We start from the raw sequence: 18895 nt of genomic DNA on the forward strand, positions 1-18895 counted from the left end.
CCAATGGTGGGTCAGCGCCCACTGAAGCAGCCAGATCAGCCCGGCGCAAACCAGGGTCAGCGCCATCGTCAGTAGGGTTCCCCAGAGGATTGGAACAACCTGCTGGTTCTGTAAGCCGTCGAAGAGGAGCTGACCGAGCCCGCCAGCGTTGATCGTTGCGGCAATCGTCGTCATCGCCATCGTCGAGGCTAGGGCCACCTGAATTCCGCTGAAGATCGCCGGCAGGGCTAGGGGCAGTTGGACCTTGGTGAAGGTCTGCCACCGAGTCATGCCCATCCCGTGAGCAACCTCAACCAGGCTAGGGTCAACACCGCGGATCCCAGTGATAAAAGACTGCAACAGGATGTACTCACAGTAGACCGTTAGGACGATCACTGCCGTTTTCATACCCAGCCCCGAGACCGGCAGGAGGAGGGAAAAGAAGGCGAAGCTGGGAATCGAATACAGGAGGGAAAAGAAGTAAACCAGGCCGTTCAGCCAGTTCTGGCGGCGCAAGAAGACGAGCACAATCACCATCGCCACCAGCAGGGCAATCACTAGAGAGGTCAGTACCATCTGGGCGTGTTGGGCCACCTCCTGAAGTATCTCACTGGAGTTCATCTGCCAATACTCAATCATGGTCCCGCCCCCATAGCTCCTGGTTCTGCCAAACGGTCCCCAGTAGTTCCTTGACGAAGGTCGTCGCCGGATGGGCCACGATCTCCTGCGGGGTAGCAAACTGTTCAATCCGTCCCGCATGCATCACCATCACCCGTTGGCCAAGGAAGAGGGCCTCGTTAATATCATGGGTCACGAAGAGGAAGGTCTTGTCCCCCAGGCTGTCGTGGATTCGCTTGACCTCGCGCTGGAGTTCCAACCGGGTCAGGGCATCTAGGGCGCCGAACGGTTCGTCAAACAGGACGTATGGCGGGTTGGTTGCCAGGGCCCGGGCCACACTGACCCGCTGCTGCTGACCACCCGATAGCTGACTGGGGTAACGGTCCGCAAAGCTGGTCGGGTTGAGCTGGACCAGCTTGAGCAGCTCCGTTACACGTGAAACAATCCTCTCCGGAGTCCAGTTGAGCATCTTGGGGACTACCCCGATGTTCTCAGCGATCGTCATGTGGGGAAAAAGGCCGATCTGCTGAACCACGTAGCCGATGTGGCGCCGCAGGTTCACCAGGTCTTGGTCGGCCAGTGGTTTTTCACCGATCAGGATCTCACCGGCACTGGGCTCAAGCAGGCCGTTGATCATCTTGAGGACGGTCGTCTTGCCACTCCCCGAAGAACCAAGGATGGTGACAAACTCCCCCGCCCCGACGGTAAAGGAGAGGTCCGGGATGACCAGGTTGCCGCCGAAGCTCTTCTGGACGTGCTTAAATTGAATACTTGTCTTGGTCATTTCGTTGGACCCTCCTAATCAGAAAATCAAAACCGAGCATCGCCAGCAGCGAGAGCAGGGCCACGCTGACCCCACCGATTACGACATAGGACATATCATACAAGCCTAGGCCGGTGAAAATCAGCGTTCCTAACCCCCCGGCACCGATGTAAGTGGCCAGAGTTGCACTGGCGATGATTTCGACCAGGGCCAGCTTAATCCCGTTCAGAATGTAGGGCATCGCTAGAGGAATCTCGATCTGCCGCCGCAGCTGGCGCCGGTCCATGCCGAGTGCCAGGCCGACTTCCTTGTAGGTGGGACTGACCTCGTTGAAACCAAGGATGGTATTGATCATCAACGGTGGTAGGGCCAAGACCACTAGGGCAATCAGCGCCGGTACTACGCCGGTCCCGATGAATGGGATCAACAGGAAGAGCAGGGCCAGGCTGGGAATGATCCGCAGTACCTGAGCAAAGGCAGTACAGAAGCTGGCCACCGGCTTGACCCGGGAGCCGAGGTAGCCTAGCGGCAGGGCGATTACCATCGCAATCACCAGGGTGCTGGCGCTCAGTAGGATGTGTTGGCCGACATACTGCCAGTACTGGCCGCTGTCGGTCTGAAAGTAATGAATTATCTGCGCTAACAAGAGTATCCCTCCTGATATAAAGAAAGCCGTGATCATTTTCTTGTCACAGCTTGCTAACGATTTACTTCATGTTCTTATTATACCAGTTCTGAGCAACGGTCCGGTAATTCTGACCATCAACCCCAACCTGCTTGTTCAGCTGGGTCACCGCCTTGGTCGTCAGCTTAGCGTCGACCTTGTTCAGGGTCTTCTCCATCTTTGGGTAGCGCTTGACGGCTTGTTTGTTGGCCAGCGGAACCAGGTTATATGGCGGCCAGATGTTCTTGTTGTCCTTGACCAGCTGGAACTTGCTGGTGGCCAGCTGACCATCCGTCGTGGAGACCGGCGCCGCGTCAGCCTTCCCCTGCTCCATGATCTTGTAGAGGAGGTTGGCGTCGTAGTCCTTGATCGACTTGAAGCGGAACTTGCCATAGGCCTTGTCCATCAGTGGTAAGGCGTCGGGACGCTTCTCAAACTCACCCTGGGAGGCAAAGCGGATCTTGTCGGCCTTCTTCTGGAGATCACTCAGGTTCTTGATATTGTACTTCTTGGCCACGCTGGTCCGGATGCCGACCCCCTGCCGGTTATCATCGGGCGCGTACTTAAATGTGGTCAGGCCGTCCTTGGCACCCCCCCTTTGGGCAATACTAGCCATTTGAGCCGCGGACTTACCCTGGCCGTTTTTCTTCAGGTAGGCGGTCACGATCGTCCCGGTATATTCTGGGTAGACGTCCACCTGCCCGGTCTTGACGGCCTTATAGACAACCGAGTTAGAGATGTTCTGCTTGCGAGTCACCTTATAGCCAGCATGTTCAAGAGCAATGGCGTAAATCTCACTGACCGTCTTACTCTCCGGGACACTCTTGGAACCAACGATGATCGGCTTGCTGCTGGCGGCACTTACCGTTGCCGGTACTATTGTCCCGACCAGCAGAGTTACGGTAGCAAATAGGACCGCTGCTATTAACTTTTTGAATCTCATTTTCCTTCTCCTTTTGTAACTTGTTAAGTTTCATTTACACCAATGATAATTTCCTGGTTCCTGTTTGTCAACAAACTTGGCCCTTGTTATTTGTAACTTAATAAATTACAATAAAGGCAGAAGGAGTGATTAGCATGAAAGCCTCGACGCGTTTCAGCGACAGCATCCATATTCTCGCTTTCATCAACATCTACCAGGGGAACCTCCCCCTGACCAGTAATAACATTGCCGCCAGCATCGGAACCTCACCGGTAATGGTGCGGCGGCTAATGAGTCAGCTGCGCAAGGCCGGATTACTCAACACTGTCCACGGGGCCGCCGAACCAACACTTGCCAAGAAGCCAGCCGACATCTCGCTATACGACGTCTACCTCGCTGCCGAGGACGGTGCTCCCCTCTTCACGATCGACCGTAAGACGAACCCGCAGTGCATTGTCGGTGGCAACATCCAGGAAACCCTGGGTGAGGTTTACCACGAAGCGGAGGTCGCCGCGGAGGCCAGACTGTCACGGACCAGCCTCCAGGACATTATCGACAGTATCCAAGTTAAGCAGGCAAAAAAGAACGCCCGGTAAAGAAGGGAAGGATAACACATAAAGTACATGATTACCGGCGCCACCGGTCACCTCGGCCAGCAGGTGGTCGCCCAACTCAGTAAACTAACTACCAAGCAGAGCATTCGACTCGGGGTTCATACCCCGGCCAAGGCTGCCCATCTCAAGGACGACGGTTACGAGATTGCAGCAATTGACTACCACAATGTCGACCAGATGACCGCCGCCTTTACGGGGGTCAACGTCCTTATCTATATTCCCAGTCTGACCTACGACGTTCAAGGGCGGATCAACGAGTTCGAAAACTCCCTGACTGCCATGAACCGGGCCGGCGTCACTGATCTGGTGGACGTCAGCTTCATCGCCGACCAGTTCAACAATCCCTTCCAGATGGCCGGCTACTACGCCTACCTGCCTGCTCGACTGGCCTCGTCCAAGCTCCGGTATGCGGTCTTAAAGAACGCCCTCTACGCCGACCCACTGATCCCCTACCTAACCGAGCTGATCGAGCGGCAAAACGTGATCTAACCGGTCGGTGACCAGGCGATGAGTTTCATCAGCCGGAAGGATAGCGCCGAAGCAATTGCCAACGTCGCCCTCAAGCCATACCTGCGTGACCGCGGACAGAACTACCTGCTGACCATGACCCAGAACTATAACATGGTTGAGCTGGCTCATTTGATGACCGCCGCCACTGGCCAGCAGATTAGCTACGCCCCGGTTTCGCTCCAAGAGTTCGCCGATATCTACCGGGCCGAGGGTGACGGCGACGAGCTGGCCTCGATGTACCACGCCGCCGCCATGGGCCTGATGGACGGGGTCACCAACGACTTCCGGCACATCACCGGCCACGCCCCGCAGGATATGGGAACCTTCCTCAAGGAAAATTATCAACAATGATTACAATAGACTGTTCACTAACGTCACAGTCAAGTACTAGGCCAAAAATAGCGCCGCACGATCGCCAAGCTTCGATCATGCGGCGCTTAATTTTAAGCCTAAAGCAGGTCAAGCAGGTGTCTGATCACTGGTCGCAGCATCTGCTCCTTCTTCCAAACCAACTGAACGTGGGTGTCCCAGGCCGGATAGTCCACCGGGGTAAACGTCTGCTGGGTAGTGCAACGGGCAATTGATTCCGGAACCAGGGCCACACCCATCCCGCGGTCAGCCCAGCGGATAGCGGTCCGGGCGTCGTCACACTTAACCACGTAGAACGGGGTCACTCCCGCCTGAGCAAAGTCACGGTTGAAGATCGCCTCGAAGCGCCGGTAGAGGATCAATGGCACCCCAGCCAGGTCGGTCAACCGTAGCGGGCTCGGTAGGTGCGTGATGGCCGGGTCACCAACTGCTACCATCCGGTCCGTGTTGAGGACCTTCTTCGCCAGCCCCCGCATATTCAGCGGGGTCCGCACGACGGCCAGGTCGAGCAGACCACTGTTGAGGCGGTCCACCAGGTCAAAGGTATTACCTTCAGTGATGTTGAAGGTAAGTCGGGGGTAGTTCCTCGTTAGGGTTTGCATGGCGGTATTGGGGATCAACTCCCCAGCTGATGAGATCAGGCCCAGGTTAATCTGCCCGATCTCACCATTTTCCTCCTGATGGAGCTCGTCGTGGGCCTGGCGTTCGAGGTTGACAATCCGCTGGGCGTAACGTTGGAAGGTCTGCCCCGCCGCCGTCAGCCGGATCCCGTGGGCGTTGCGGACGAAGAGCCTGACCCCCAGTTCCTTCTCCAGCTGCTTCATCTGGTAGGACAGCGGCGGTTGCGTTGTGTAGAGTCGTTTGGCCGCGGCCGTAATCTGGTGTTCCCTGGCAACAACCAGGAACGCCTGTAACTGTTTGATGTTCATACTTCCCTCCTGATATATAAATTCTCAATATCTATTATTATAAAACCGTATTTTATATCAGATTCCGGCTAGACTAATCAGTAGAATTTAGCAAGGGAGTTGTGAAGATTCAGACAGAAAAACAGCCTGGCGCTCACTTTTGGCGCCACTGGCTCTGGGTACTGGGCCTGATCGCGTTTGGGCTGGTTGCCGTAGCCGGTTACGAATATCAACTGGCAACGGGCAGCTAATAAGGTGGTCGTCGGCAACAAGAAGCTGCCCACCCAGTTGAAGGATCGGCGACCGTTCTCCGTCCTGGTCATGGGAACCGACGTCGGTGCCCTGGGCCGGGGAACAAGTTACGCCGGCAACACCGACACGATGGAACTGGTGACTGTCAACCCCCAGCAACGGGCGATCACCATGACCGCGATTCCCCGTGACACCCTGGTTGAAGTCGACACCAAACGCGGCCCCGATTACGTCAAGATCAACGCCGCCTACGCAATCGGCGGCGCTAAACAGGTCGAGCACCAGGTCCATGAGCTCCTCGGCGTCCCGGTCGACTACTACGCCCTGCTCAACATGGGTACTTTGAAGAAGGTCGTCGATGCCGTGGGCGGGGTCACCGTTGACAACCCCTTTGCCTTCACCTACGAGGGACATCACTTCAAGAAGGGGATCCAACACCTCAATGGTGACGAGGCCCTGAAGTACTCCCGGATGCGCTACGACGACCCTAACAACGACTACGGCCGCCAGCGCCGTGGACAGCAGGTGATCGAATCGGCGATCACCACCTTCCGCAAGCAGGGGTCGCTCAGCGATGCCAACCAGCTGATGGTGGCCACGGCCGACGGGGTGCGGACCAACCTCCCCATCAATAACGTCGTCACCCTCTACCTGAACTACCATACCGCCATGACGCACGTCGCCAAGGATCACCTGCAGGGTAGGACGCCGTAATCGACGGCACCGACTTCCAGATCGCCACCCCGGCGGAGATCAACCGGGTATCTAACCGCATCAACACTACCCTGGGTCGGCCGACGACGGGACCGATCCACAATCACGAGACCGCCCTATACCATAACCAGACCAGTTGGAACGGCTACAATCACCTCGCCTTCACCCTCCCCCACGGCGCGCAGTACAACGTTCCCGGCAACGGTTACTAAAATAAAGAGCTCGCTCTCCCATCACGGAGAACCAGCTCTTTTTTCATACTATTTATTTGCGTTGATAATTCGTTGGTAGTTGACTGGGTCGGTGGCCCCCTCCGTATTGATCACGATAATCTGGGAGTCCTCATCTAGTCCTAAGGTATTCCGTAAATCACGATAATCAGGGTTGCTCAGCACCTCGTTGACAAAGGCAAAGGCCGCGGCTCCGGACTCCCCGGCCACGATCGCGTGATCATTACCGGCTGGGTTGGCCAGCTGGCGCATCCCCTTGGCGGACACGTCATCGGTCAGGGTGCCGTAGAATCTGGCGGTGTCGCGGATGACTGGCCAGGAGATGGCACTCGGTGTCTGGCAGTTGAGCCCGGCCATGATCGTTTGGGGTGACCCGGGAACCGTGTGGGGCCGGCCATCCGCCTGCTCGGCCGACAGGTAGTAGCAGGCTACGGCGGCCGGCTCAACAATCGTGATGGTTGGCAGCTGGTCCTGTGGGAGGGCGTCGATCAGAGCGTTGATCATCCCCGCGGAGAACTGCCCTACCCCGGCCTGCAGAAAGATGTGTGTCGGGACCTGGTCAAGCTGGTGAAGAAACTCATCAGCCATAATCGAGTAGCCATCGGCAATGTCCGTCGGGATGGTCCGGTAGTCGTCCCAGGCCATGTCCTGGATTAGAATGCCGTGCGGGTCCCGGTCCGCCTGGTCACTGGTAAACTTGACCACCTGGTCGTAGTTGAGGTCGGTGATCTGACACGGCGCCCCCAGGTCACGGATATGCTGGGCGCGCACCTGCTGGGAGCCCCTAGGCATGTTAACAACTGCGTGGGTACCCAGCTGCTTAGCGGCCCAGGCGATCCCCCGGCCATGATTACCATCCGTGACGGTGTAGAAGGTGATCTGATCGGCCAGTTTCCGGACCGCCGGCGTCTGAAGCTGGTCGTAGGTCAGGTTCTGCGGGTCGAGCCCGGCCTTACTGGCGATGTACTGGGCCATCGCATACAGGCCCCCGGTACCCTTGAAGGCCTCCAGCCCGAACCGTTGGCCCTCATCCTTCACACTGATCTCACCAACCCCGTACTGGTGCGCCAGGTTGGTTAGACGGTAAAGCGGCGTCACCTGGTAGCTTGGAACTGACCGGTAGAATCTAATGACATCCGTGTTGATCACCTGGCCGCCGCGGACCCGGTACGTAAACGGCGACTTCTGCATTTGTAAGGTCATGATATCTCCTCCTAGTCTAATTATAGCATCCCCGCCTTTTCAAAAAGTATAAAGCAGTATAAAATAAAAGATAAAGTATAAAGCAGTATAAAAGAAAACAAAAAGTATAAAACGATAACTTAGAAGGAGGACCATCATGAAAAACCCGTTTAACCCTAGCTTTGGCCGGGTCCCAAAGATCTACCTAGATCGGGAACAGATCGTTCATCAGTTGGAGGAAGACATCCAAGACGTGGATAGCCCCTACCTGACAACCCTTATCTATGGAATGCGGGGCTCCGGGAAGACCACCCTACTGACGGACGTCAGCCCTGATATTAAGAAGCAACCTGACTGGATCGTCGTCGACCTTACCATGGGAGACGCCCTGATTCCCACGTTGATTGAGCTGGTCTACAAGCAGGCAGATAGCGGTCTGAAGAGTATGTTGAAGAAGGTCTATGGTATTAGCGTCAGCGCGGCCGGGATCAAGATCGACTACCACCACGAGCAGGCCAGCGTAACCAACTCACCACATCAGCCTCTTCTGGAGTCATTGGCCGAAACGCTACAACAGCGGAAACTAAAGCTGCTGATCACCATCGACGAGATCAGTTCAACCCCGGCATTACGTGAGTTTGCGGCCATCTACCAAATTCTGTTACGCAATGAATACCACATCGCCCTGTTAATGGCTGGGTTACCAAGCAAGGTATCGGAGTTACAAAACGATGATGTTCTCACCTTCCTGTTGCGAAGCCAGCGCATCTACCTAGAACCGCTGAGTCTCCTGACAATTAAGAATAGTTACCGTCAGGCCTTCACCCACGGGAAACGAACTATCGATGAGAACACGCTGAACCTCATCACCAGGATCACCAGCGGCTACGCCTACGCATTTCAATTACTTGGCTTCCTCCTGTGGCGAACAAGGTCACAGGTGATCAACCAAACGACGGTTAACCAGGTATTGCCCGACTACAAGGCCGCGCTTTTTAGGAACGTTTACCTCAAGATGCATCAGGAACTCTCCCGGGTCGACCAGGAGTTTGTTTGGGCGATGGCCGAACTTGGCGGTAATACCGTGAAGACAGCAGCGATCGGTGCCAAGATGGGTAAGCCCAAGAACTATATTTCAACCTACCGGCGGCGCTTGATCGATGACCAGCTGATCAAGGCACCCGCCCGCGGGGAGCTTTCCTTCACCCTCCCTTTCTTCGCTGAATTCGTCCAGGAATATCATGACCTCTATTAGGAAAGTGGCTGGGAGAAAGCTTTGTTTTCTCACCAGCCACTTTTCCTACTTTATTCACCATTTTAGAACCAGTTGCGCAGCCAGTTAATGAACTTATCCCACCAAGACAGGGCCTTCTGCTGGGCGGCCTGACCGTCAGCAGAGTTGAGGAACTTCTTGGCCTTGTTCATGATGTCACCGGAAGAATTCTTGACGTTCTTGATCGTATCGTTGACGTGGGAACTGTAGTCCTTGCTGGAGCTGATCGGTGAGTTATTAAACTGGACCAGGGCGTTGATAATCGGCCCGGTGTAGTTCTTGGTCTGATTGTAGATGTTACGCTCCTGCAGGTTCTGGTTCAGGGTTGTCTGGATCGTTGTCTTGGTCGGTGTCTCACCCTGCTTCTTCTGCTGGTTGATCGACTTGGTGGTGTCACCAACCGCTGCCATCAGCTTACCAGGGTAAGAACCATCGTCCTTGTTGGCCGCAATTGCCCCGTTGGTGGCCCCGAGCATCTGGTTGGCGGACTGGGTGTTCTGGCTATTGAGGTCCACCCCATCGGTCGCGATGGCCTTATAGACCCCGGTCAGGGCCGATTCCCCAGAGACGGGTCGGTTGGCGCTGACGGTGATCGTCACGTCAGTCACTCCCGCCATCTGGGCGACCATCGCATACTGCTGCGCGGTGACCTTGGTGATGTTGTTGTCCCCGTTAAACTTCTTGACGTTGACCTGGACCCCGGAGCCTGGGTCGGTCGGCACAATGGAGACCGAGCTGACCATCGCCGCGTTGGTGGTCGAATCGTTCGGGTTGATGTACTTCTGGTAGTCATCAGCGGTGGCCGTCAGGGTCGTGAAGTCGTCCCCCACGGCTAGGACCTGACTCAATTTACCCTTATCCGCTGCCCCGGCCCCGTAGACCACGTAGGACTTTTTCAGGGTATGGGTCTGGCTGGTCGAGTTAGCGCTAGTGGAACTGCTGGTGACCTGGTCAGCAGCGTGAACGACGGTAGAGCTGACCGGCACCGCCAGTAAGGTTAAGGTTAGGGCCGCGGCCGTCAGGGTCTTTGCTAATTTTGCTGATTTCATTGTCATTTCTCCGTTCCTTAGTTTCTCACTCATCATAGGGAAACTAACCGCGAATTACCAGCTTTTTAGCAAATTCTTAAATGTTTAGTGAACAAACAACGAAGCCAGGAGAACAACCCCGAGGCCGATCATGGAGGTCACACAGGTCAGCACCGACCAGGTCGCCAGGGCTTCCTTAAGGCCCAGGCCAAAGTACTCCTTGACCATCCAGAAACCGGCCCCGTTAACATGATCACCGAATGTCGAGCCGGCACCCACGGCTAAAACCATCAGGACGGGATCAACGGTCGTCCCAGCGGCCAGTGGGGCTACCAATCCGGCGCCAGTCAGTGCGGCGACCATTGTTGAGCCCAGGCAGAAGTGCAGTAGAGCCGGAATCAGCCATGCCGCTACCAATGGCGATATGCTCGAGTGCAGAAATAAGGCGGAGATATCATCGGCTACCCCACCGGTGACCAGCACCTGCTTGAAGGCCCCAGCGCCGCCAATGATCAGTAGCATCATCGCAATCTGCTTGATGGCGTTCTCCATCGACTGACCAATCTTCTTCATTGCCGTTCCCCGATGAACACCGAGGACCAGCACGGCAAAAACTAGTGAGATGATCATCGCTAGGTCAGGGTTGCCGATAAACTGGATAATGCTTGAGAAAAGCTGGTGAGCTGGCAAAAGGTACTTGATAACGGTAGCAATGATGATCAGGACCAACGGTAACGTTGCCGTGATGATGCTAATGCCAAAGCCCGGCAGGTCCTTATCCGAATGAGGCTGGTGAATGTCACCCAGCACCGCACTCTGAACGTTCTTACGATAAACCCGTGGGTAAACCTTCATCAGAAAGTGGTTGTACAGTGGGCCGGCAATCAGGACAACCGGAACGGCACAAAGGATCCCCACCATTAGGACCTGGCCCAACGGTGCATGTAAGATTCCCGCCACGGCTACCGGTGACGGGTGCGGGGGGAGGAACGCGTGTGCCACGTTCAGCGCAACCGCCATCGGCAGCGCCAGGTACAGGAAGGCCACGTCAAGTTCAAGTGCGATCGCATAGATGATCGGCAGCAGGATAACCAGCCCCACCTCAAAGAACATCGCCAGACCAATGATAAACGAGGTTAGCACGACGGCTAGTTCAATATACTTGCGACCAAACCGCGCCGTAAAGGTGTTGGCAATCTGGAAGCCGGCACCCGAATCTGAAATCAGTTGGCCCAGCATCGCTCCCAGGCCAAAGATGATGGCAAGGTGGCCAACCTGGTCCCCAATTCCCTGCTCGACCACCGTTGGTACCTTGGTCCAAGGAATCCCCAGGAGTAGGCCAACAACAATTGAGACGAGGAGCAGGGAGACAAATGTATTCAGCTTGAACTTTATAATCAGGAAGAACAGCAACAGCACGCCCAGCAGCATTATCAGAATCGACATCTTCATTCCCCACTTTCACTAGTATTCGTTATGATAATTATAGTGAATAGCTGAGCAAAATCGCAGGCACGAAAGGTTCATGAGCTGAACAGATTAAGCCTGTCCGCCCAAAAAGTATTGTTATAACCATCATGGGTACTTTGTTAAATGGTCCCCCAACCGATTCAGTATTTGTAGATTGAATAACAATTTACCCGCCGACCCTAATCAAGTTCAAAACAACCAACCAGACTGGCAACGCCATGATTGAGGTAATATTTGAGACGATGGAACACTTGGCCGTCATGAGTGGATACTGGTGATAGTTCACCGAGTATACTACTGGAATGGTCGACGTTGGTGAACACATCAATAGGGCGATGGCTGCTATTCCCGTTAGTGAGACCTGTCCAATCCCCACCAGCTGACAAGCCTCAACACTGCCTAAGCAAACGGCAGGAACCATGAAGGATTTTAGGGCCCCGTAGTACCAGGCTAGACGGTCGGTGAGGATCTCTGTCGGGGAAAGGCGACTCCCTAGGGCGCACCCAACGAGGAGCCACGAGAGCGGTGCGGCGAGGCTGGCGAGATATTGTAGGGGTTGGTAGAGCCACGGCGCCGTCTGGTCAATGCGGTAAAACGCAACAAGGTGCTGACCCACAATCACGTGTGGTGCCAGGGGCTGAAAGAGCCAGCAGCCGAGACCAAGCAGGGTCGCTACCACAATCGGGTTGACAAGAATCTTCATCATCTGTCGCAGTGTTACCTGCTGTTTAGACATCCGGATGTAGACATAGGTGTAAAGCAGGATCCGGTAGGCAATATTAAACAGGGATGCATAGATGACCCCACGTGCACCATAGACCGCACCAACGATTGGAATTCCGAAAACCGTGGTCGAGCCAAAGGTGGTAATAATACCGAGAATCCGCCGCTGGTCGGCTGACGATACGCGCCAGTAAGCAAGCGGACTAATCACCAACAGAACCGCATAGAGAACAAAGTCCAGGCGATCAATGTCATTCCCTGTCGCAATGCCCGAATATCAAGTGGCTGCATAAACGAGTTAAATGATAATGCGGGGACCGCGGCAACCAAAACTAAACGGGAAATCTCCTTTTCAAAGCGATCCGAGAAAACGCGCCCGGCCGTCAAGACGTAGCCAAGCCCAGTTATCAGGACCACCGAGACGATTATTCCGCTGACCCGTGTGTCTGCAAGGACTCTTAATAATTCACGCCAAATATCCATTTTGCTCCCCCATTACAAAAAAAGCCCACTGACAACAATACCAAACAGTTGCAATCGACTATCAAGTATCGTTTACCAGTGGGCGATTATTTTACTATTCTAAATTAACGTACCAATGCCGGACGCTTTGGATCGAACTTCCAGCCTGGAATCAGGTACTGCATTGCAGCTGCATCATCGCGGGCACCCAGGTGGTTATCAACATAGAGTTGGTGGGCCTTCTTGATGGCGTCCATGTCAATCTCAACACCCAGACCTTCGTTGGTCCGCGGAACCGTCAGCTGCCCATTCTCGATCTTGTACGGGTTCTTCGTCAGGTTCTGACCATCCTGCCAGATCCAGTGAGTATCAACATCGTAGAGGCGGCCTGGAGCGGCGGCAGCGGCGTTAGCTACCATCGCCAGGGAAATGTCAAAGTGGTTATTGGAGTGCACACCCCAGTTCAAGTCAAACTCGTTGCAGAGTTGGGCAACCCGAACGGCACCTTCCATGGTCCAGAAGTGAGGGTCGGCCAGTGGAATGGAGATGGCGTTTAAGGCCAGAGCAGCAGACATTTGCCGCCAGTCGGTGTCGACCATGTTAGTGGCAACTGGCATGTGGGTCAGCTTCTGGAAGCGGGCCAGAATCTCACGACCGGAGAAGCCGTTCTCGGCACCAGCTGGATCTTCGATGTAGTGAAGAACATCCTTCAGTTCATCAGCATAGTGAAGGGCCTGCTTAAGGCTCCAGCCACCGTTAGGATCGAGGTCCAACTTGGCATCTGGGAAGGCCTTGTGGAGTGCCTTCATTGCGGCAACTTCCTTTTCACCGTCGAAGACCCCACCCTTGAGCTTGAAGGTCTTGAAACCGTACTTGTCATAAGCAGCTTGAGCAAGTTTTACCAGGGAATCGACGTCCATGGCTGGCTTCCGACGCAGGCGGCCCCATTCGCTGGAATCGTCATCATCTTGAATGTATGGCAGGTCGGTCTTGGAAGCATCCCCAACCCAGAAGAGATAACCGAGGACACCCACCTTTTCCCGCTGTTGACCATCACCCAAGAGGGCAGCAACTGGTACGTGGAGGTGCTTCCCCAGGAGATCCAGGAAGGCTGTTTCAATTGCGGTCAGGGCGTGAACCATAATCCGCAGGTCGAAGGTTTGTTCACCACGCCCCCCCTGGTCTAAGTAGGCAAACTTCTCGCGAATTTTCTGCAGTACGGCCTTGTATTCACCGATGGATGAGCCAACCACGATATCCTTGGACTTTTCCAGTGTATCCGTGATCTTTTCACCACCAGGGACTTCGCCGATCCCAACTTGACCTTCGTCCGTCGTTAAGATAACGATGTTCCGGGTAAAGAATGGGCCGTGAGCCCCACTGAGGTTGAGCAGCATACTATCGTAACCGGCAACCGGGTAAACTTCCATTTTAGCAATCTTTGGAATTGACATTTTATAATCTCCTTAAGCAATTGATGTTTTTAACTTGGATAAATTTATCAAGCTTTCTAATTCTCATTATATGTAAATGTTCAGTGTTGAACAGGTACTGTTGATATAGGAGGCGAACTAGTTGTTCTTGTGACCAAACCCGGTTAAAATTAGTAATATTGATAATTATTCGTGAAGAATTAGATAAGAGGTTACTATGGATATTGATAAGCTAGAAACATTTCTAATGGTTGCTAAATTCGGTAGCTTCCGGGCCGCCGCACAAAAACAGTTCCTGTCGCCACGAGCGGTCTCCAAACAGATGAACCAGATTGAGGCCGAACTTGGCGTCAAGCTATTCGAACGGGAAAAGAACCGCACCAAGTTGACCTCTTACGGGAGCGACTTTATCGTCACGGCCCAAGATATTGTCAACTCATACAAGACCGCGGTCACCAAGATCAAGACCCGGGACACAATCCAAGAGAAGCGCCTGAAGTCTGGAATTTCATCCCCAAGTCAAGCCACTATTTGGCAGACCGCGTTGACTGATTTCCTGAGTAGAAATCCCGATATCAACATTGAGATCCAGCAAGAGACCGGACGGCGCCTCCTCACCCTCGTCGATAACATGGCCCTTGATTTCTGCATCTCGCCTTACTATGGGACCCATGAGATGGACAAGATCCTCCCCAATCTCCAACGCGTGGACCTATACACCGGTACCTTCTACATCGGGATCAGCAAGCTCAACCCGCTAAGCAAGCAGGACTCAATCAGCTTTACCCAACTGCAGGACCTCAAGCTGCTCTACTACACACCCTTTAGTTCAATTCACCTCAAGAAGATCTTTCTGGAGAAGTTTGCGGGCCTTCTGCGTGAAGAACAGGTCGAGTTGATCACCACCCTAGAACAGCGGAATCTGATGGTCGCCGTCAACAAGGGCTTTGGCCTCTTTCCAAGCGTGCTCGTTGATGAGGAAGAGCTCCAAAACCCATTAATCAACTTCCTCCCGATCCGTGATGACTGCAACGACTTCTATTCATCTGCTTTCTGGTATAACCGGCAAAACGACAATCCGGTATTAAAAAAGTTGGTTGACGAATTTAGTAACCGCCAATAATCACAAAAGTGGCTTTCGGTATCCATTTGATGAATATCGAAAGCCACTTTGTTATGCCTTATTTTAGTTAACTATGCCAGGAAGTCGGTTGCTTCAAGCACCCGAACACAGGCATCGTGCTTGATCCCTTCCTGGGCCACTGACAGGTAACCGGTCTCTGGATCACGCTTAAAGAGAATCAATTCGTGTGACATCTGGTTGGCACAGAGCAGGAAGTCACCGTTCTTGCTGAGGTCAAAGTCACGTGGGGAAAACCCGTTGGTCTTGATGGTCTGGATCTTCTCCAAGTGCTTGCCACCATCAATTACCCGGTAGACCGCCAGCGAGTTATGTCCACGGTTAGATGAGTAGACAAACTTACCATCAGCGGAAACCCGAATCCCAGCTGACTGGTTATGTCCAGCATAGCCCTCCGGAATGTTGGAGTAGCTGGCAATCCGACTCAGGTGGCCAGTAGCTGGATCATACTTAACAACGGCGGTCCGGCTGCCAACTTCATTTAAGACGTAGATGTAGTTGTTGGTGTTCTCATTGAACGCCAGCTGCCGAGGGCCAAAGCCTGGTTCAACCTCGTATTCAAACACCTTCGTCAGGCTGGCATCATCGTTCACATCGTAGACAAAGAGTCGATCGGCTCCCAGGGCACAGACGATCAACCGTCCATCCGGCAGTAAGCGGGTAAAGTGGATGTGGGCAGCGTCCTGAACTGCCTTTGGTCCCCGCCCCTCGATTGGGTAACGGTATGATTCGATAAACTGGTAATTGTCATCCAGCTTCCAGGTGTGGATGGCATTGGTGTTGTAGTTAGCGGCGAAGACCATCTTCCGCTTATCATCAAGGTAAACATAAGACGGAACGGTGTACTTCAGGTCATTCCAGTAGTAGAGGTGATCGAAGTAGTTATATGCCTCGTAACTCCCCTTGACGGACTGGTCGAGCATTGATTCAGAAATCAGCTTACCCTTTCCCGTCTCCGGGTCAACGTCAACAATGCCGATGCCACCAGTCTTGTCATCCTTGGTCATGACCACGGCGATCTTGTGGTCCTTGGTTGAGTAGTTAAAGAATGCGGGGTTCTCCAGCTTAACGACGGGTTCGATGGCGGTTACCTCGCCCTTGTCCGTATCCAGGGTCGCCGTGTAGATTCCTTCAGAGCTGTTATGTTTACCATTCGTGTAACTATCGGCGGTGTAGCCACCAAGCAAAAACTTATCTTCCATGTTGATACCTTCTTTTCTATTCAATCGTTTCAATCAAACTCTGCTTAATAATCTCCGGCTTCAGCTCCTGGCCAATTCCGGGACGGTCGGGAACATCAACGTAGCCGTTTTGCGGAATCAGGTCATCATAAACGGCCGCATTCCGGTCCTTGGTGTACATCGCCCGCTGGTAAACCTCATGAATATAGAAGTTTGGAATGACCGCCTCGACCTGCAGGGCCGCCGCAATGGCAATTGGTGAGCCACAGACGTGCACCTGGGCGTTGATGTCGTAGGTGTAGGCCATGTCACAGATCTTCTTCGTTTCGGTGATCCCCCCGGCCAGGGTCAGGTCAGGCTGGACAATGTCGATGGACCGGTCCTCCAGCATTTGCCGAAAGCCCCACCGGGTAAAGGTTCGTTCCCCACCCGCAATAGCCATCTTGGCCGGCATCTTATCACGGACAATCTTGTAGAAGTCTGGGTTCATCGGGTCAACTGGCTCCTCGTAGTAGAGGATGTTCAGCGGTGCAAAGGCATGCGCATATTCAATCGCCGCGGTGGTATCTGTGTTGGCGTGCATATCAATGATAATGTCGAAGTCCGGACCAACGGCGTCCCGAATGGCCTTGACCCGGTCGTAGGCAACCTTAATCTCACGATGATTCAGGGGACCCTTGGTGTGCCATGGCTTCTGCGGGTCGTCACCCCACATGATTGGGTCAAACTTCAGCGCGGTAAAGCCAGCTTCCTTTACCCGCCGTGCCACATCGGCATACTCAGCCGGCGTCGAGAGCTTTGGGTGGGCCAGGTCAGGCGCGGTCCCCCAGTTGTACTGGAGCTGACTGGCGTAAGCCCGCAGATGTTGGTTAGTTTTACCACCCAACAGTTGGTAAACCGGTGACCGGTAGTACTTACCCTTAATATCCCACAGGGCAATATCAATGGCACTGATAGCGGCATTTGGTACCACCCCACCGGCAATGCCCCAGTAGGTTGTCCGCTGCAGCTTGTCCCAGATCTTTTCAATATTCATTGGGTCCTCACCGATAATGGTGTGGGCAAAATCTTGAACCATGCCAAAGCCAGCACGCCAACCCTTACCATAGGCCAGGCCAGCTTCACCAAAACCAGAGATTCCCTCATCCGTATTAATACGGACAATAATCGGTGACCATTCTTCAGTCGATCCGCCACCATTCCCACTGAAGCTGACGTCAGGAGATGGGATCTTCATTACATCAATACTAGTAATCTTCATAAGTTAACCTCCAAATTTACCATAATGGTTAAACAGTCGAAAACGTTTTCTTGACTTTACGTCTTTATCTTAGTGATTATGTTCACACATTAATAGGAACTAAATATTCACCTGAGATACCTTCTAGTCACTGTGAACTAGCGCACAATTAACCTACGATAAAAGCATAGCAATCATTTTGATACTAATTTATTTAGGAGGCATACATCCATGAAAAAAGTATTGTTAAGTGAAAAAATTGACGATGCGGGAATTCAGTTATTAATGGATAATGGTTTTTCCGTCTCAATCGCTTCTGGTACTGATGTTGCGTCAATGAAGGATGGCATCAAGGATGCTTACGCGGTCATCATGCGTTCATCCGAGCTGCCTGCCGAGGTAATTAACGCTGGTCAACAATTGAAGATTATTTCACGTAACGGAACGGGGATTAATAACGTTGACGTCGACGCCGCAACCAAGAAAAACATCCTGGTCGCTAAGGTTAACGGGGCCAACGCCTTCTCCGTTGCCGAATACGTCATCACGACGATGTTGATGCTCAGCCGCAAGCTGATGCGAACCGACCAGCTCCTTCATGAGAAGAAGGAAGAATTAAGCGGCATGTCATTACCTGGCTTCTCTACCAAGTATCAATTAAACGGTAATGAACTCGCCGGTAAGACCTTGGCCATCCTGGGCTACGGTAAGATCGGCCAACAGCTGGCCAAGTTGGCTCAAGCCTTCGACATGAACGTCATCGGTTACGACCCATATGCCAAGAACGCCGACATCAAGCTGTATGACAAGCTGACCGACATCTACCCAATTGCCGACTTCATCTCCATCAACATGCCGTTGACACCGGAGACTAAGGACACGATCACGGCCAAGGAACTCAAGATGATGAAGAATTCCGCCTTCCTGATTAATTCTGCCCGGGGCGGTATTGTCAACGAAGCCGACCTGGCCGATGCCCTAAACAATGGCATTATCGCTGGTACGGCCATCGACTCATTCAATCCCGAACCACCAAGTCCGAATAACCCGCTGTTTACCAGCAAGAACACGATCGTGACGAGCCACGTTGCGGGGACCACCAAGGAAGCCAACCGGCGCCTTGGCCTGGGGGCTGCCCAAGCCATCATTGACTACGCCAACGGCAAGATGCCTCAATTCCCAGTCAATCCTGAAGTTGGAATTTCCAAGGAGGACTAGT

19 protein-coding genes and 1 pseudogene are annotated in these 18895 nt (G+C 53.5%); 7 read left to right on the plus strand and 13 right to left on the minus strand.

Annotated elements, in window-relative coordinates:
• The 4 genes from FD34_RS05960 to FD34_RS05975 all read right to left on the minus strand — a co-directional run.
• The coding region (locus FD34_RS05960) for an ABC transporter permease (protein WP_057807732.1) at nt 1-618 on the minus strand (618 nt) is incomplete at its 3' end.
• On the minus strand, nt 611-1381 hold the full coding sequence (locus FD34_RS05965; RefSeq protein WP_057807734.1) for an ABC transporter ATP-binding protein: 771 nt from the start codon (nt 1379-1381) through the stop codon (nt 611-613). The genes FD34_RS05960 and FD34_RS05965, both read right to left, overlap by 8 nt.
• Nucleotides 1356-2042 carry an ABC transporter permease gene (locus tag FD34_RS05970; RefSeq protein WP_083479910.1) on the minus strand — a complete coding sequence of 229 codons (687 nt, stop codon included), beginning with the start codon at nt 2040-2042 and terminating at the stop codon, nt 1356-1358. The genes FD34_RS05965 and FD34_RS05970 overlap by 26 nt, the downstream gene beginning before the upstream one ends.
• 25 nt (nt 2043-2067) lie before the next feature.
• Entirely contained in the window at nt 2068-2967 is a 900-nt protein-coding gene (locus FD34_RS05975) for a glycine betaine ABC transporter substrate-binding protein (RefSeq protein ID WP_057807739.1), read from the minus strand.
• A 134-nt stretch (nt 2968-3101) separates the two neighbouring features.
• On the opposite strand from FD34_RS05975, the gene FD34_RS05980 reads away from it, so the two are divergent.
• Nucleotides 3102-3542 carry an Rrf2 family transcriptional regulator gene (locus FD34_RS05980; protein ID WP_057807741.1) on the plus strand — a complete coding sequence of 147 codons (441 nt, stop codon included), beginning with the start codon at nt 3102-3104 and terminating at the stop codon, nt 3540-3542.
• A gap of 18 nt (nt 3543-3560) precedes the next feature.
• Nucleotides 3561-4421, plus strand: a pseudogene (locus FD34_RS08475) (NAD(P)H-binding protein).
• 98 nt (nt 4422-4519) lie between these two features.
• On the opposite strand, the gene FD34_RS05990 reads toward FD34_RS08475, so the two are convergent.
• Nucleotides 4520-5368, minus strand: coding sequence for a LysR family transcriptional regulator (locus FD34_RS05990; protein WP_057807743.1), 849 nt, complete (start codon nt 5366-5368; stop codon nt 4520-4522).
• A gap of 101 nt (nt 5369-5469) precedes the next feature.
• On the opposite strand from FD34_RS05990, the gene FD34_RS08890 reads away from it, so the two are divergent.
• Nucleotides 5470-5598: a hypothetical protein gene (locus tag FD34_RS08890; RefSeq protein WP_265890572.1), complete on the plus strand. Its 129-nt coding sequence runs from the start codon at nt 5470-5472 to the stop codon at nt 5596-5598.
• 4 nt (nt 5599-5602) lie between these two features.
• Entirely contained in the window at nt 5603-6313 is a 711-nt protein-coding gene (locus FD34_RS05995; RefSeq protein WP_235806005.1) for an LCP family protein, read from the plus strand.
• A 260-nt stretch (nt 6314-6573) separates the two neighbouring features.
• Here FD34_RS05995 and FD34_RS06000 read toward each other — a convergent pair whose 3' ends face one another.
• Nucleotides 6574-7746, minus strand: coding sequence for a diaminopropionate ammonia-lyase (locus tag FD34_RS06000; RefSeq protein WP_057807745.1), 1173 nt, complete (start codon nt 7744-7746; stop codon nt 6574-6576).
• A gap of 136 nt (nt 7747-7882) precedes the next feature.
• On the opposite strand from FD34_RS06000, the gene FD34_RS06005 reads away from it, so the two are divergent.
• Nucleotides 7883-8980 carry a P-loop NTPase fold protein gene (locus tag FD34_RS06005; protein WP_057807747.1) on the plus strand — a complete coding sequence of 366 codons (1098 nt, stop codon included), beginning with the start codon at nt 7883-7885 and terminating at the stop codon, nt 8978-8980.
• Between the two features lie 62 nt (nt 8981-9042).
• Here the strand turns inward: FD34_RS06005 and FD34_RS06010 are convergent, their stop codons facing one another.
• The 5 genes from FD34_RS06010 to FD34_RS06030 form a co-directional block, all read right to left on the minus strand.
• Nucleotides 9043-10047: a DUF1002 domain-containing protein gene (locus FD34_RS06010; protein ID WP_057807749.1), complete on the minus strand. Its 1005-nt coding sequence runs from the start codon at nt 10045-10047 to the stop codon at nt 9043-9045.
• A gap of 84 nt (nt 10048-10131) precedes the next feature.
• A complete protein-coding gene (locus tag FD34_RS06015; protein ID WP_057807920.1) occupies nt 10132-11472 on the minus strand; it encodes a gluconate:H+ symporter in 1341 nt (446 codons plus the stop codon).
• A 190-nt stretch (nt 11473-11662) separates the two neighbouring features.
• Nucleotides 11663-12487, minus strand: coding sequence for an AEC family transporter (locus FD34_RS06020; protein ID WP_083479912.1), 825 nt, complete (start codon nt 12485-12487; stop codon nt 11663-11665).
• Nucleotides 12427-12702, minus strand: a complete 276-nt coding sequence (locus FD34_RS08930; protein ID WP_057807753.1) for an AEC family transporter — start codon at nt 12700-12702, stop codon at nt 12427-12429. Before FD34_RS08930 ends, FD34_RS06020 begins: the two co-directional genes overlap by 61 nt.
• Before the next feature lie 104 nt (nt 12703-12806).
• On the minus strand, nt 12807-14135 hold the full coding sequence (locus FD34_RS06030) for an enolase C-terminal domain-like protein (protein WP_057807755.1): 1329 nt from the start codon (nt 14133-14135) through the stop codon (nt 12807-12809).
• A gap of 196 nt (nt 14136-14331) precedes the next feature.
• Here FD34_RS06030 and FD34_RS06035 point away from each other — a divergent pair, with 196 nt between their 5' ends.
• Nucleotides 14332-15237: a LysR family transcriptional regulator gene (locus tag FD34_RS06035; RefSeq protein WP_057807757.1), complete on the plus strand. Its 906-nt coding sequence runs from the start codon at nt 14332-14334 to the stop codon at nt 15235-15237.
• Between the two features lie 71 nt (nt 15238-15308).
• Here FD34_RS06035 and FD34_RS06040 read toward each other — a convergent pair whose 3' ends face one another.
• The gene (locus FD34_RS06040; protein WP_057807759.1) at nt 15309-16457 is read right to left on the minus strand and encodes a lactonase family protein; all 1149 of its coding nucleotides are present in this window, start codon (nt 16455-16457) and stop codon (nt 15309-15311) included.
• A 16-nt stretch (nt 16458-16473) separates the two neighbouring features.
• Complete coding sequence (locus tag FD34_RS06045) at nt 16474-17697, minus strand: mandelate racemase/muconate lactonizing enzyme family protein (RefSeq protein ID WP_057807761.1); 1224 nt, start codon at nt 17695-17697, stop codon at nt 16474-16476.
• 210 nt (nt 17698-17907) lie between these two features.
• Between FD34_RS06045 and FD34_RS06050 the strand changes: the two genes are divergently transcribed.
• On the plus strand, nt 17908-18894 hold the full coding sequence (locus FD34_RS06050) for a hydroxyacid dehydrogenase (RefSeq protein ID WP_057807763.1): 987 nt from the start codon (nt 17908-17910) through the stop codon (nt 18892-18894).
• Nucleotide 18895: the final 1 nt, after the last annotated feature.

The sequence above is a fragment of the Limosilactobacillus pontis DSM 8475 genome (genome assembly GCF_001435345.1).
GTDB lineage: Bacteria > Bacillota > Bacilli > Lactobacillales > Lactobacillaceae > Limosilactobacillus > Limosilactobacillus pontis.